Consider the following 12631-nt stretch of genomic DNA (forward strand, 5'->3'; position numbering starts at 1 on the left):
TATGGCAAAACGCAGACGGAAATACAAGGATGGTTCGTTGTGCTGGGACTGTAAAAATGCAGTTCCTCACGGTGAGCATGGGTGCAGCTGGTCGGAATCGTTTGAGCCTGTGCCGGGATGGGATGCTCGCAGGAAGGACGTACTGACTGGAGCCAAGAAAGATCGGATGGCTGAGAGTTATTTTGTGCATGAGTGTCCGGAATTTGAAAAGGGGTGAGCAATAATGAATAACCGAGAGCGTGGATGGCCGGAGGACTGCCGGAAATGCAACCTGTACGACCACGAGAAGCAAGACTGTAGTATGCGGTCAATCAAGGATGCTGTGCCGATTTGTGAGTGCATGAGTTGCAAACGGTATGATTATTTGACGAGGGAGGAATGATGGTGAAATACTCCGGAGAAAGACCGCTTGATTATCAGGAGATTATAAACTGTCTTAGAGACCCGGACTGGAACGACGTTGAAGGAGATGACGGAACCTTACTGGATGATGCAGCGGATGCTCTCGAAAAGTCCGTGATTATCAAGGACATTCTGGGTAACGACTATGGTCTCGATCGCCTGCGGGAGCTGGTGCAGGCTGATCGCGAGGGACGGTGCGTGGTGCTGAGCACTCCGATGCGGCCGATGATATGCAAGCCAAATGACACAGATGTGTATTGCCCAAGATGCGGCGAAACATTGTCAGGAGGATGGCCGGAATCTGATTACTATGATTACAGGAAAATGGTACAGTGCCCGAACTGCGGCGAATCGATTGATGATAACAAATGCGAAACCGTAGAAAGGAGAGCGATATGAGACTGATTGATGCTGATGCTTTGAGCGAATCAATAAAAGGCGGCGACGGGACACCTATGCAGAAGTTTTTTGCAGATGTTTGTTTGGCGGGCGCATCGACGGTTGATGCCGAACCGGTGGTGCATGGCAGGTGGATTCCAGAGCGCCACAAAGATCGGGTATCACAAACGGAATATCATAGTTATATCTGGTATCATTGCTCTGAGTGTGGCCGGAGATTGATTGGATACAGAGATCCACGGGAGGCACCGTACTGTCATTGCGGCGCGAAAATGGACTTGATGGAGGACGTGTGATATATAGTCCCGAAGTGATACGCTACCTGAAATGGAGGTATGAGATTGACGAGCAAGCAAGCGAAAGAATACTTACTGCGAGTGCGCCGTGTCAAACGGGAAGTGCAGCGCTATCAGGCGCTCAAGGCGCAGGCGCGTGATCTGGCGTGTTCTTCTACCGCGCCGCCGGACAAGCTGTCCGTGATCGGTGGGAAAGGCGGAGACGTATTCGCACGGTATGCCCAGTATGCAGCGACGCTGGACGAGAAAATTTCTGACCTGTACGATCTACAAAACGAGGTCACTTGCACGATTGCCCGCGTGCCAGACAGCCGTTACCGGGAGCTGCTGCTGGGGTATTATGTCGAGGGATTGACTTGGGAGCAAACCGCGGTTGAGATGGGATACTCCTATCAAAACGTTGTGCAGTTCCTGCATCCGAAAGCACTCGCGCAAGTTGGAGAAATCCTTTGATAGTTTTTGATATAGCATCTGTGGTATTGTGTATACATGGAAAGCAGGACAACGGACGGCATGTGAAACCCTCTTTTCTGAACTCCTTGATTACCCGCTGGGAAACGTCTCAGCGGGATATCGGCCAAACTGCCGCGCGAGGCAGAACGGTCGCATTTGGCATTTTACCCCGATTCCCAGCAGATGAAGCGCCTCAGAGATGGGGCGCTTTGTCATGCTCAAATTTCCCAGAAAGGCGGTGACTTCATGACCGATAAACAGCAAAAATTCTGTGAGGAATACCTCATTGACTGTAATGCGACTCGTGCGTACAAAGCGGCTTATCCGTCGGTCATGAAGGACGAGACCGCACGCGCCAACGCAAGCCGACTGCTAACAAATGCTAACGTGCGCCGCTATTTGGATGAACGGATGGCCGAACTATCCGAGCAGCGGATTGCCAAGGCCGAGGAAATATTGGGGTATCTGACCGATGTGATGCGAGGAAAGACGATTGCATCGGTTCTGGCATTGTGTGGTGACGGTTGTCAGGAGGTCATTGAAAAACCACCCGATATGCGGGAACGGCTCAAGGCAGCAGAACTGCTGGGCAAACGATATGGCCTGTTTACAGACAAGATGGATGTGAGCGGAGCCGTGCCTGTGGTGATCGTAGGGGATGACCAGCTTGAAGATTGACCAGCGGGAGCAGGTGATCCGGCTGCCCGAAGTGGTTGGTCGGGGCTATAAGACGTTTTGGAATTTCAAAGGGCGATACCGGGTGTGTAAGGGCAGCCGCGCATCCAAGAAATCCAAGACCACGGCCTTGAACATCATCAAGCGCATGATGCAGTACCCGCAGGCCAATACCCTGGTTGTACGCAAGGTATTTCGTACGCTCAAAGATTCCTGTTTTACCGAACTCAAGTGGGCTATCAATCGCCTGGGCGCACAGGCGTATTGGGAGGTCAAAGAAAGCCCGCTCGAAATGACATATCGGCCGACCGGCCAGAAGATCTATTTCCGTGGACTGGACGATCCGATGAAGGTCACCTCAATCACGGTGGAATGGGGATACCTGTGCTGGTGTTGGGTGGAGGAAGCCTATGAGATCATGAACGAGGCCGACTTTGATATGCTGGATGAGTCCATCCGCGGTGCGATCCCGGAAGAGACCGGCCTGTTCAAGCAGATTACATTGACGTTTAACCCGTGGAATGAAAAGCACTGGATCAGAAAGCGATTCTTTGGTGAAGTCACCGGGCAGGATGCCCAAGGAAACCCCGTATATCAGTTCCATGACAGCTGGACTTCGCCGGACGGTCAGATCTACGCGACCACGACCAATTATTTGTGCAACGAATGGCTGGATGAGGCCGACCGCAAGGTGTTCGAGGTCATGAAGCGCAGTAACCCGCGGCGCTATCAGGTTGCAGGGCTGGGCGGCTGGGGTATCGTGGACGGCCTGGTGTATGAAAACTGGCGCGAGGAAGTCTTTGATGTCGCACAGATCAGCCAGAAGGCGGGCGTCAAGTCGGCATTTGGCCTGGACTTTGGCTATACCAACGATCCCTCGGCTTTATTCTGTGGACTGGTCAGCAAATCAAAGCGAACGATCTGGGTGTTTGACGAACTGTATGAGAAGGCGTTGACCAACCGAGTGATCTGCGAGCGGGTGACAGCGATGGGATACGCCAAGGAGCGGATCAAGGCCGATGCCGCCGAGCCAAAGTCCATCGACGAGCTGCGAGAGCAGGGGCTGCGGCATATTCAGGCTGCCCGCAAGGGGCGGGACAGCGTAAACAATGGTATTCAGTATATTCAGGGATACCAGATCATCATTCATCCGCGCTGCGTGCATTTTCTGACCGAGATTTCAAACTATACGTGGGCGACGGATAAATTTGGCAACCGGATCAACACCCCCATCGACGACTTCAATCACCTGATGGACGCGATGCGGTACGCGTTGGAAGGAATGCTGACCGGGGAAAATTTCAGTTTTGACTAAGGAGGTGGACCGTGTTTGTGACAGAGACCGAGCGGGTCAGTCAAATCATTGCGCAGGGAGCGCGGAACGGTCTGCATGAGACCGAGTTTTTTGCCAGAGAGATTGTGGCTTGGATGCACTCGCCGCAGCGTCGGGAGCAGATCGACGGCTGGCGATATTATCATGGCGATCATGACATTCTGCGGCGCAAGCGCACAGCACTGGGTGCGGACGGCAAACCGATGGTGATTGATAACCTGCCCAATCATCATGTCATTGACAACCAGTACGCCAAGATGGTCGATCAGAAGGTGGACTATTTGCTGGGCAATCCCTTTTCCATTACCGCAGACAACCCCGACTATGCGCAGATGTTGGGACAATATCTGAACAGCACCTTTGCCCGCACACTCAAGTACATTGCAGAGGAGGCACTGTGCGGTGGAATTGCCTGGATGTTCGTCTGTTATGACGATGCAGGTACCCTGTGCTTTCGGCATTTCCCAGCCTATGAGATTCTGCCGTTTTGGTCGGATGATGACCATACCAAGCTGGATGCCGCGTGTCGGCTCTATTTGCAGGAAGTATGGGACGGACTGACCAAAAAGTACATACACAAGGTCGAACTCTATCGAGCGGATGGAATCTATCGCTATGTACTGGACGGCTCGACGCTGGTGCCTGATGTGGCGCTGGGGACGTATTCGCCCTATATCGTCATGCAGGGAGACCAGACGCAGCCGGATGTGCCGTATGCCTGGGAACGCTTCCCGCTCGTCCCGTTCAAGGCAAACAAGCAGGAGATTCCGCTCATTCGGCGGGTACGCTCTTTGCAGGATGGCCTCAACCTGTTGCTGTCTGACTTCCAGAACCGAATGGAAGAGGACAGCCGCAACACCATTTTGATTCTGCGCGAGTATGACGGGGAAAACCTTGGAGAGTTTCGCCGCAATCTGGCTGCCTATGGCGCGGTCAAGGTGCGCGGCGAGGGCGGCGTGGAAAGTCTGGCGGTTGAGGTCAGCGCACAGAACTACCAGGCTATCGTGGAACTGTTCCACAAGGCACTGGTGGAGAATGCCCGCGGACTGGATGCCAAGGATGACCGGATGTCGGGCAATCCCAATCAGATGAATATTCAGTCGATGTATGCGGATATTGATCTGGATGCAAACGGGATGGAAGTAGAGTTTCAGGCCGCACTGGACGAGGTGCTGTGGTTCATCCGGCAGGATGCCAAAACACATGGTGCCGGAGACTTTGAACAGGACGCGTGCAAGATTGTGTTCAATCGGGATGTACCGGTGAGCACGAGCGAGACCATCCAGAATTGTCAGAATTCGGTTGGTCTGTTGTCTGACGAGACCATTCTGGCCAATCACCCGTTCGTGACCGACGTACGTGCCGAGATGGAGCGCATCCGCCGGGAGCGGCAGCAGGTGAGCGGGGATGCTTGGGGAGTAGAGGATGGATCGTGAATACTGGAGAGCGCGAGCGCTTGTCCTCTTTCAAGCCATGGAGCAGGAAGCCCAGACCTATCGCAAGACCGCCGAACAAGCCTATGAACTGGCGCTTGTTCGTATTCGGCGCGATTTGGCCGACTGGTATCAGCGCTTTGCGGACAATAACAGTGTGAGCATGGCCGAAGCGCGGCGGCTGCTGAACGCTTCCGAGCTGCGGGAATTGCAGTGGACGGTCGAGGAATACATCGAGGCCGGACGTAGTTTGGACCCAAAGTGGCTTAAACAGCTGGAGAATGCGTCAGCCCGTGTTCATATCAGCCGGTTGGAGGCCATTCAGCTGCAAATCCAGCAGCAGATCGAGCTGTTATTTGCGAATCAGCTGGACGATTTGGACGGATTGCTGCGCCGTGTGTATGCGGGGCAGTATTACCACACGATTTTTGAAATGCAGCGAGCCTTTCACTTGGGCTGGCAGACCGCAGCACTCTCCGAGCGGCAACTGGCTATGGCGCTGGCAAAGCCCTGGACAACCGATAACCTGACATTCAGCGAGAGAGTGTGGAAGAATCGGACAGCCTTGGTCAATACCCTGCAAACCGAGCTGTCGCAGGCACTCATTCGAGGCGATCCCCTTAAACGGGTGACCGATGCCATGGCCCGACGGATGCAGACATCCAAACGCGCTGCCGGACGGCTGGTTATGACCGAGAGTGCTTATCTATCCGCACAGGGACAGCTGACCGCATACCGGGAATTAGGTGTCGATCAGGTCGAGATCGTAGAGACCTTGGACATGCATACCTGTGCGGTATGTCAGGGACTGGACGGCATGATTCTGCCGCTGACAGCTTATGATCCTGGCGTGACCGTGCCGCCGTTCCATCCTTGGTGCCGTGGATGCACCGCGCCATACTTTGCCGATAATACTGGCGGCGAGCGTGCTGCCAGGAATCAGGATGGCCAGACCTACTATGTGCCGGCAGATATGACCTATGAAACGTGGCGAGAGACCTTTGTATCGTTGCCTTTATCCGATTTGCCTGATACAATAGAGGCAGAAAACGGGTTGATCATCCGTGCAAAATCCGGTCATGCGCTGGAACGTGCCATGCAGCGCGGGGTTGAGAGTGTCTGGGTACAGGATGCTCTGCAATCACCGCTGCATATTCGCGCGGTTCAGTGGGACGACCACAATCGGCTCAGCCAGCGATTTATCGGAAAGGACGCGACGATCAATGTCAACCCGGAGACCGGCACGATCGTCACGGTTTGGCGCACGGGAAGCGCGACACGCAAAAAATACGGGAAGGGAGGACAATCATGACACCGGAAATAAAGTCGCTGCTCAAAAAATTGGGCTTGCCGCATGGTGAAGATTTATCCGAAGAGGACAGAGTGTTGATCGAGGAACGCATTGGTGACCATTTGACCTTGCACTGTCTGGATCACAATGCAGAACCGAATGAGGAAGGCCGGTTGTGTGAGGCTATCCTCGACCAGATCGATATTCTGTAACACGAAAAACTGAATCCGAAGCATCGTATTGTATGATACGGTGCTTTTTTGTTGCCAAAAAATGAAAAATGACCGGAAAGGATGCGAGTAACAATGAACGATTGGATCAAAGAGATCATCGGCGATAGCTATACCGATGAGATGGACGGCAAGGTCACGGCGGCGCTGACCGAGCGCTTTGTCGGCAAGGCCGATTATGACCTCATGGCAGGACAGCTTGCCACTGCACAGGCGACCCTGTCCGAGCGCGACAGTCAGCTGGAGACCCTTCGACAGACCAAGGGTGATGCGGACGCGCTGCGGCAGCAGATCAGCCAGCTGCAGGCTCAGAACACCCAAAAGGACGAACAGCATCAGGCGGAAATCGCAAAAATGCGGCTGGATGCAGCGGTGGAACATGAACTGCTTGCAGCGCGGGCGAAAAATACGACCGCAGCCAAAGCCCTGCTTGCCTCGTTCCTCAAGGATGCGAAGGTCGAGGAGGACGGCACGGTGAAAGGTCTGGCCGACCAGGTAAGCCGACTGCGCACGGGTGCGGATACTGCGTTCCTGTTTGAAGCTCAGACTGCACCCCGTATTTCGGGGGCTGTTCCGGCAGGCTCGACGGCTGGTGCCGATCCGCGCACCATGGACTATGCCACCCGTCTTGCGGATGCAAGAAAGAGTGGAAACAACGCACAGGCCGTGGCAATTCTGAATGCAGCGGCGCGTGACGGTGTCAATCTGATGTAATAAGAAAGGATGAACAACACAAATGGCAAGTAACGTAACCGGAATGGGCACCACATTCAATCTGCCCAACTATGCGGGTCAGCTGTACACGGCCAGCCCGACCAAAACCCCGTTCCTCTCCATGATCGGCGGCCTGACCGGAGGTATGCAGACCGAGAACGACGAATTTCCGACCGGTGTCCTGTATGAGTTCCCCGAGGCAGCACAGCCTGAGATCTCCGAGACCGCCTCGACCACTGCGCCGACTGGCGGTGAGCTGGTCAAGAGCCAGCAGACCAACGTGACCCAGATTTTCCATGAAGCCATCGAGATCACCTATGCACGTCTGGCCAACCGCGGCAAGCTGTCCGGCCTGAATACGGCAGGTGCACAGCCTGAGCAGCCCAATGAGGAGGACTTCCAGATCGCCCGCAAGCTCGAAAAGATTGCCCGTGATGTGGAATTTACCTTCCTCAACGGTAAGTATCAGAAGGCCAGCTCTGCGGGTCAGGCCAATAAGACCCGCGGTATGATCGAGCTGTGCAGCACGGGTACGACCATCGCCGCTGCAAATGCGCCGCTGTCTCTCGACCTGCTCGGTCAGCTTTATCGCAAGATGGCCAATGCAGGCGCGATCTTTGGCAATATGGTGCTGCTGGCGAACGCCGAGCAGAAGCAGCGCCTGACCAGCCTGTATGAAAAGCAGCTTGGCTACAATAGCCCGGCACAGCGCAATGTGGGCGGTATGAGCATCACCCAGATTGAAAACGACTTCTTCCAGATGGGCGTGGCGTATGATCCGTTTATGCCGGTGGATACCATCCTGATTGTCGATCTGGCAGCCTGTGCACCGGTCTTTCAGGCGGTGCCGGGCAAGGGCGTGCTGTTCTTGGAGGAGCTTGCTAAGACCGGCGCAGCCAACCGCAAGCAGATTTACGGCGAGATCGGTCTGGCACATGGCCCGTCGTTCCTGCATGGTACGCTGACCGGTCTGGATTACGAGGGACGCGAATGAACGCGCCGCGCGAGCAGGTCACGGCGCTTCTGACCGCAATGGGTGTGACCGGAGCCGAAGAGGACCGGCTGCTCGACATTGCCCTGACCAATGCGCAGAATGCCATCCAGAACGCGATCAACCAGCTCGAGATCCCGGACGGCCTGTCTACGGTACTGGTCTATCGAGCTGCCGGGGAATATCTGCTGATGAAGCAGGGCGCAGGTCAGCTGGAGCAAATCGGGCTGGTGGTCGATGCGGCAGTCAAGCAGATTCAGGAGGGCGATACCAATACAGTGTTCGCTCTGGGCGAAGGCGATCAGACCCCGGAGCAGCGACTCAATCACCTGATCGATTGGCTGCGCACAGCTGGGGCGGATCAGTTTGCGAGATTCCGAAAGCTGGTGTGGTGAGATGACAGCAAGGGAGAAAGCGTTATCCAAGCTGTGGACCGACCGCTGCACGGTGACCGTGCGCGAGGCAAAGACCAATCCGCAGACGCACATTACAGATTTTGTACCGCGGGTTCTGTTTACTGATGTGCCGTGCCGCCTGTCGTTTCAGACACTTTCGGCTGCTGATTCAGGCAGCGCGGCAGCTCTGACCCAGTCAGTCAAGCTGTTTTTGTCCAATGCCTACGAGGTGCCGGAGGGCAGCCAGATCACTGTGACGCGTCAGGGCAAGACGCTGACCTTTGTCCGCGCCGGACTGCCCGGTGTCTATGTCTATCATCAGGAAATCATGCTCGAACCGGCTGAGAGGTGGGCGTGATGGCCAGATGGGGACAGTGCGATTATCGACAGCTGCAGCGCTTGCAGCAAGAATTACAGCGATTTCAGACCGCCGAGCTGGACGCATTTTGCCGCAAGGCATCGGCGGCACTGGCTGCACGGCTGCTCACACGGGTTATTAAGCGTACGCCGGTCGGTGTTGTGCCGAACTTAGGTGCACGGACGGCTAAGGTCACCGGTCGGAGCGGAAAAAAGTATAAGATGCTCACCCGTGCGGGTGAGATCTACGAGAATTACTGGGCGGGCTACATGGGCGGCACGCTGCGGCGCGGCTGGACGGCCAAAACCGAGCAGGAAGCCCAGTCGGGCGGCGGACAAGATCCGGTTGCCTATGCAGCAAGCCTGCCCATCGCCCAAAATGGCGGGACGTACACCATCGAGATTGTAAACCCGGTGTCTTATGCGTCCTATGTGGAGTTCGGACACCGGCAACAGCCCGGACGCTATGTTCCGGCACTGGGAAAACAGCTGAAGGTTGCCTGGGTTGAAGGTCGGTTCATGCTTACCATGTCCGAGCAGGAAATCAAGGCGCTGGCACCGGGACTGCTGCAGCAGATGCTGGAGCAAGCTTTACGGGAGGTGTTTCGATCTTGACCAATGACATCATCGCAGGGGTAGCGGGCGCACTGGCGCAGGAATTTGGCTGCCCGGTCTATCAAAATGACGTTGCCCAGGGACTGACTCCGCCGTGCTTTCTCATTTCTCTGCTGTCACCATCCCGCAAACCCTACCTGGGTACGCGGCAGCGATACGATGTGCCGCTCGATGTCCTGTACTTTCCGGAAGAAGCTGGCGACAACCGGACGCTGACAGATGTGGCAGACCGGCTGTTCGAGACGCTTGCATGGATCGATCTGCCGGACGGTGATCGGCTGCGCGGCATGGATGTGCACTTTGAGATACAGGATCAGGTGCTGCATTTCTTTGTGGTTTATACGCTGTTCCTGCGGCAGAACATTGTGCTGCCCTACATGGAAGACCTCAAAACCGATGTGATACCGGAGAAGGGAGGGGAAGCGAGTGGCACAGAAAGTTAGGCGCACAGGGGAAGCGGTGTTTACCAAGGAAAAGCTGCTGACCTTTGCGCGATATGCCAACCGGCGTGACCTGCTTTTGGCTCTTTTAGAGGATAACAAGACCTATACGCTGCGTCAGGCCGATGCGGCGATTGCGAATTTTATGAAAAAGGAGTGATATTTGATGGCACTTGGCGGCGGCACATATCTTGTGCAGAATAAGGTACTTCCGGGCGCTTATATGAACTTTGTCTCGGCATCCCGTGCATCGGCGACGCTGTCCGATCGCGGCATTGCAGCCCTGCCGCTGGCGCTGGACTGGGGACCGGAACAGACGGTATTTGCAGTCACGAATGGAGAGTTTCAGACCGACAGCGTGAAGATCTTCGGTCATACCTATACCGATGCAGCTATGCTTCCCCTGCGCGAGCTGTTCCAGCATTGCAAAACGGCCTATCTGTTCCGCTTGAATTCGGGCGGTACCAAGGCATCTTGCACCTATGCCGAAGCTCGGTATCCCGGTGCCCGCGGCAATGCGCTGCGCGTGGTGATCGAACAGAATGAGGCGTTCGAGGAAGGGGAGAACGAAGTCTATGATGTTTCGACCTATCTGGATGCCGTGCGCGTAGATACGCAGATGAAGGTCAAGACCGCAGCCGAACTGAAAGCAAACGACTATGTGACCTGGAAGAATGCTCCTCTGACGGCAACGGCTTCGACACCGCTTACGAGCGGTACCGATGGCACGGTGCAGGATGCGGCATATCAGGTCTTTTTGGACAAGATCGAATCTTATTCTTTCAACACCTTGGGCTGTGCGAGTACGAACGAAACCATCAAGGCGCTATTTGCAGCGTTTACCAAGCGGCTGCGTGACGAGATGGGCATTAAGTTTCAGACCGTCCTGCATCGCTACATCAAGCCGGATTTTGAAGGTGTGGTCTCGATTGAGAACGGACTTGTGGACGCACAGGACGATCCGGCGCTGGTCTACTGGGCGACCGGTGCGCATGCAGGCTGTGCGGTCAATCAGAGCCTGACCAACGCAGCCTACACCGGCGAACTCACCCCGTATGTGGATTACACCCAGACACAGCTTGAGGAAGGCATCCGTGCGGGCAAGTTCATGCTGCACCGGGTGGGAGACGAAGTACGTGTGCTGACCGACATCAATACGTTTGTCAGTGTGACCGATGAAAAATCGGCAGACTTTGCATCCAATCAGGTTGTGCGTGTGCTGGATCAGATCGCAAACGATATTGCGCTGCTGTTCAACACCAAATATCTGGGTAAGGTGCAGAATGATGCTGCGGGTCGTGTTAGCCTGTGGAATGACATTGTCAAACACCATGAACAGCTTCAGGATCTGCGTGCCATCGAGAATTTCACCTCGGACGCGGTCACCGTCCTGCCGGGTGAGACCAAGAAGGCTGTGCAGGTACAGGATCGCGTGCAGCCGGTTGCTGCAATGGAGCAGCTGTATATGACGGTCGTTGTGGCGTAAAGGAGGGAGAAATGTGAGCACAGTAATGAAGGCCAAAGATGCGGTCTACGCTTCTCTGGCACAATGCTTTATAACCATTGCAGGCAACCGGTATCTTTTCATGCAGGCCATTGACCTCGAGGCTAAGATGGATAAGACCAAGACCAAGGTACCCATTCTGGGAAAAACCGGTAAGGGCAACAAGGCAAGCGGCTGGGAGGGCACCGGATCGGCAACCTTCCATTATAATACGTCGATCATCCGCGAGATGCTGAAGAAGTACAAGGATACGGGTGAGGATGTCTATTTTGACATTCAGATTTCCAATGAAGACCCCACCTCGGCGGTCGGTCGTCAGACCATCATTCTGCGCGACTGCAATGTGGATGGCGGTATCCTGGCGAAGTTTGACGCGAATGGCGAATATCTGGACGAAGACATGGACTTTACTTTCGAGGACTGGGAGATGCCTGAGACCTTCCAGCTGCTCGAAGGCATGGAATAAGGAGGAACGATCATGGATTTACAGGCATTTTTTATGGAGAACGCAGAAAAGACCGAGCAGGTCACCTTCGTTGCATCCAAACGCTTTGCAAAGGACGGCAAGCCGGTACCGTGGATCATTCGCTGCATCACAGGAGAACAGGACGACGCCATCCGTGCAAGCTGTATGCGCCGCGTGCAGGTGCCGGGACGCAAGAATCAGTTCACGCGTGAGATTGATGCGAATGCATACGTCTGTAAGCTGGCCGTTGCGTGTACGGTGTATCCCAATTTGAACGATCAGGCACTGCAGGACAGCTGGGGTGTGATGGGTGCAGAAGCCCTGCTCAAGACCATGCTGAACCCGGGCGAGTATGCAGACTATGCAGCCAAGGTACAGGAGGTTTGCGGGTTCGATGCCTCGATGGACGAGCTGGTGGACGAGGCAAAAAACTGATCGAGGACGGCGACTGGGAGGCCAACATGGCATATTACTGCCTGCACGAGCTGCACTGGACGCCGTCCACCTTTTTGCGTCTTCCGCGTGCCGAGCGTGCTTTTGTTGCTGCTGCGGCTTCCATCCGCGCCAAGGAGGAAGCCAAACGGCGAAAGGAAGCCGAACGAAAATCCAAACACCGATGACAGAAAGGAGAGTGCAC

Annotated in this window: 20 protein-coding genes; all 20 read left to right on the forward strand. The window is 55.1% G+C overall.

Annotated features, from left to right (window positions below; genetic code table 11):
- Position 1: 1 nt before the first annotated feature.
- The 20 genes from B5D52_RS05085 to B5D52_RS16220 all read left to right on the forward strand — a co-directional run bounded on the left by B5D52_RS05085 (position 2) and on the right by B5D52_RS16220 (position 12614).
- Positions 2–217, forward strand: coding sequence for a hypothetical protein (locus B5D52_RS05085; RefSeq protein WP_016146524.1), 216 nt, complete (start codon positions 2–4; stop codon positions 215–217).
- Between the two features lie 161 nt (positions 218–378).
- Entirely contained in the window at positions 379–801 is a 423-nt protein-coding gene (locus B5D52_RS05090; RefSeq protein ID WP_143149475.1) for a hypothetical protein, read from the forward strand.
- Positions 798–1097 (forward strand): hypothetical protein, encoded by a 300-nt coding sequence (locus tag B5D52_RS05095; protein WP_016146526.1) that lies wholly within the window; start codon positions 798–800, stop codon positions 1095–1097. Before B5D52_RS05090 ends, B5D52_RS05095 begins: the two co-directional genes overlap by 4 nt.
- 45 nt (positions 1098–1142) lie before the next feature.
- On the forward strand, positions 1143–1550 hold the full coding sequence (locus tag B5D52_RS05100) for an RNA polymerase sigma factor sigma-70 region 4 domain-containing protein (RefSeq protein WP_016146527.1): 408 nt from the start codon (positions 1143–1145) through the stop codon (positions 1548–1550).
- A gap of 246 nt (positions 1551–1796) precedes the next feature.
- Positions 1797–2228 (forward strand): terminase small subunit, encoded by a 432-nt coding sequence (locus B5D52_RS05105; protein WP_016146528.1) that lies wholly within the window; start codon positions 1797–1799, stop codon positions 2226–2228.
- Positions 2209–3540 carry a PBSX family phage terminase large subunit gene (locus B5D52_RS05110; RefSeq protein ID WP_016146529.1) on the forward strand — a complete coding sequence of 444 codons (1332 nt, stop codon included), beginning with the start codon at positions 2209–2211 and terminating at the stop codon, positions 3538–3540. Before B5D52_RS05105 ends, B5D52_RS05110 begins: the two co-directional genes overlap by 20 nt.
- Positions 3541–3551: 11 nt before the next feature.
- Positions 3552–4994 (forward strand): phage portal protein, encoded by a 1443-nt coding sequence (locus B5D52_RS05115; protein WP_016146530.1) that lies wholly within the window; start codon positions 3552–3554, stop codon positions 4992–4994.
- Complete coding sequence (locus tag B5D52_RS05120) at positions 4984–6303, forward strand: minor capsid protein (RefSeq protein WP_016146531.1); 1320 nt, start codon at positions 4984–4986, stop codon at positions 6301–6303. The genes B5D52_RS05115 and B5D52_RS05120 overlap by 11 nt, the downstream gene beginning before the upstream one ends.
- Positions 6300–6494, forward strand: coding sequence for a hypothetical protein (locus B5D52_RS05125; protein ID WP_016146532.1), 195 nt, complete (start codon positions 6300–6302; stop codon positions 6492–6494). The genes B5D52_RS05120 and B5D52_RS05125 overlap by 4 nt, the downstream gene beginning before the upstream one ends.
- 93 nt (positions 6495–6587) lie before the next feature.
- The gene (locus tag B5D52_RS05130; protein ID WP_016146533.1) at positions 6588–7226 is read left to right on the forward strand and encodes a phage scaffolding protein; all 639 of its coding nucleotides are present in this window, start codon (positions 6588–6590) and stop codon (positions 7224–7226) included.
- A 22-nt stretch (positions 7227–7248) separates the two neighbouring features.
- Entirely contained in the window at positions 7249–8220 is a 972-nt protein-coding gene (locus B5D52_RS05135; protein ID WP_016146534.1) for an SU10 major capsid protein, read from the forward strand.
- Positions 8217–8612, forward strand: coding sequence for a hypothetical protein (locus B5D52_RS05140; RefSeq protein WP_016146535.1), 396 nt, complete (start codon positions 8217–8219; stop codon positions 8610–8612). Before B5D52_RS05135 ends, B5D52_RS05140 begins: the two co-directional genes overlap by 4 nt.
- A 1-nt stretch (position 8613) precedes the next feature.
- Entirely contained in the window at positions 8614–8970 is a 357-nt protein-coding gene (locus B5D52_RS05145; protein WP_016146536.1) for a hypothetical protein, read from the forward strand.
- Positions 8970–9584 (forward strand): HK97 gp10 family phage protein, encoded by a 615-nt coding sequence (locus B5D52_RS05150; protein ID WP_016146537.1) that lies wholly within the window; start codon positions 8970–8972, stop codon positions 9582–9584. The genes B5D52_RS05145 and B5D52_RS05150 overlap by 1 nt, the downstream gene beginning before the upstream one ends.
- Entirely contained in the window at positions 9581–10027 is a 447-nt protein-coding gene (locus B5D52_RS05155; RefSeq protein WP_016146538.1) for a phage tail terminator family protein, read from the forward strand. The genes B5D52_RS05150 and B5D52_RS05155 overlap by 4 nt, the downstream gene beginning before the upstream one ends.
- The gene (locus B5D52_RS16215) at positions 10011–10184 is read left to right on the forward strand and encodes a hypothetical protein (RefSeq protein ID WP_016146539.1); all 174 of its coding nucleotides are present in this window, start codon (positions 10011–10013) and stop codon (positions 10182–10184) included. Before B5D52_RS05155 ends, B5D52_RS16215 begins: the two co-directional genes overlap by 17 nt.
- Positions 10185–10190: 6 nt before the next feature.
- Positions 10191–11510 carry a phage tail sheath family protein gene (locus tag B5D52_RS05160; RefSeq protein WP_016146540.1) on the forward strand — a complete coding sequence of 440 codons (1320 nt, stop codon included), beginning with the start codon at positions 10191–10193 and terminating at the stop codon, positions 11508–11510.
- Positions 11511–11535: 25 nt separating this feature from the next.
- The gene (locus tag B5D52_RS05165; protein WP_040332458.1) at positions 11536–11994 is read left to right on the forward strand and encodes a phage tail tube protein; all 459 of its coding nucleotides are present in this window, start codon (positions 11536–11538) and stop codon (positions 11992–11994) included.
- Positions 11995–12006: 12 nt separating this feature from the next.
- On the forward strand, positions 12007–12429 hold the full coding sequence (locus B5D52_RS05170) for a phage tail assembly chaperone (protein ID WP_016146542.1): 423 nt from the start codon (positions 12007–12009) through the stop codon (positions 12427–12429).
- A gap of 26 nt (positions 12430–12455) precedes the next feature.
- Positions 12456–12614, forward strand: coding sequence for a hypothetical protein (locus B5D52_RS16220; protein WP_016146543.1), 159 nt, complete (start codon positions 12456–12458; stop codon positions 12612–12614).
- Positions 12615–12631 lie beyond the last annotated feature (17 nt).

This window comes from Butyricicoccus pullicaecorum DSM 23266, from assembly GCF_900167005.1.
In the GTDB taxonomy this organism is placed as follows: domain Bacteria; phylum Bacillota; class Clostridia; order Oscillospirales; family Butyricicoccaceae; genus Butyricicoccus; species Butyricicoccus pullicaecorum.

What these genes read in the sequence shown, in the direction of transcription:
- B5D52_RS05085 (WP_016146524.1), top strand. Translation starts at nt 2, where the DNA reads ATGGCAAAACGCAGACGGAAATACAAGGATGGTTCGTTGTGCTGGGAC.
- B5D52_RS05090 (WP_143149475.1), top strand. Translation starts at nt 379, where the DNA reads ATGATGGTGAAATACTCCGGAGAAAGACCGCTTGATTATCAGGAGATT.
- B5D52_RS05095 (WP_016146526.1), top strand. Translation starts at nt 798, where the DNA reads ATGAGACTGATTGATGCTGATGCTTTGAGCGAATCAATAAAAGGCGGC.
- B5D52_RS05105 (WP_016146528.1), top strand. Translation starts at nt 1,797, where the DNA reads ATGACCGATAAACAGCAAAAATTCTGTGAGGAATACCTCATTGACTGT.
- B5D52_RS05110 (WP_016146529.1), top strand. Translation starts at nt 2,209, where the DNA reads ATGACCAGCTTGAAGATTGACCAGCGGGAGCAGGTGATCCGGCTGCCC.
- B5D52_RS05120 (WP_016146531.1), top strand. Translation starts at nt 4,984, where the DNA reads ATGGATCGTGAATACTGGAGAGCGCGAGCGCTTGTCCTCTTTCAAGCC.
- B5D52_RS05125 (WP_016146532.1), top strand. Translation starts at nt 6,300, where the DNA reads ATGACACCGGAAATAAAGTCGCTGCTCAAAAAATTGGGCTTGCCGCAT.
- B5D52_RS05130 (WP_016146533.1), top strand. Translation starts at nt 6,588, where the DNA reads ATGAACGATTGGATCAAAGAGATCATCGGCGATAGCTATACCGATGAG.
- B5D52_RS05135 (WP_016146534.1), top strand. Translation starts at nt 7,249, where the DNA reads ATGGCAAGTAACGTAACCGGAATGGGCACCACATTCAATCTGCCCAAC.
- B5D52_RS05140 (WP_016146535.1), top strand. Translation starts at nt 8,217, where the DNA reads ATGAACGCGCCGCGCGAGCAGGTCACGGCGCTTCTGACCGCAATGGGT.
- B5D52_RS05145 (WP_016146536.1), top strand. Translation starts at nt 8,614, where the DNA reads ATGACAGCAAGGGAGAAAGCGTTATCCAAGCTGTGGACCGACCGCTGC.
- B5D52_RS05150 (WP_016146537.1), top strand. Translation starts at nt 8,970, where the DNA reads ATGGCCAGATGGGGACAGTGCGATTATCGACAGCTGCAGCGCTTGCAG.
- B5D52_RS05160 (WP_016146540.1), top strand. Translation starts at nt 10,191, where the DNA reads ATGGCACTTGGCGGCGGCACATATCTTGTGCAGAATAAGGTACTTCCG.
- B5D52_RS05165 (WP_040332458.1), top strand. Translation starts at nt 11,536, where the DNA reads ATGAAGGCCAAAGATGCGGTCTACGCTTCTCTGGCACAATGCTTTATA.
- B5D52_RS05170 (WP_016146542.1), top strand. Translation starts at nt 12,007, where the DNA reads ATGGATTTACAGGCATTTTTTATGGAGAACGCAGAAAAGACCGAGCAG.
- B5D52_RS16220 (WP_016146543.1), top strand. Translation starts at nt 12,456, where the DNA reads ATGGCATATTACTGCCTGCACGAGCTGCACTGGACGCCGTCCACCTTT.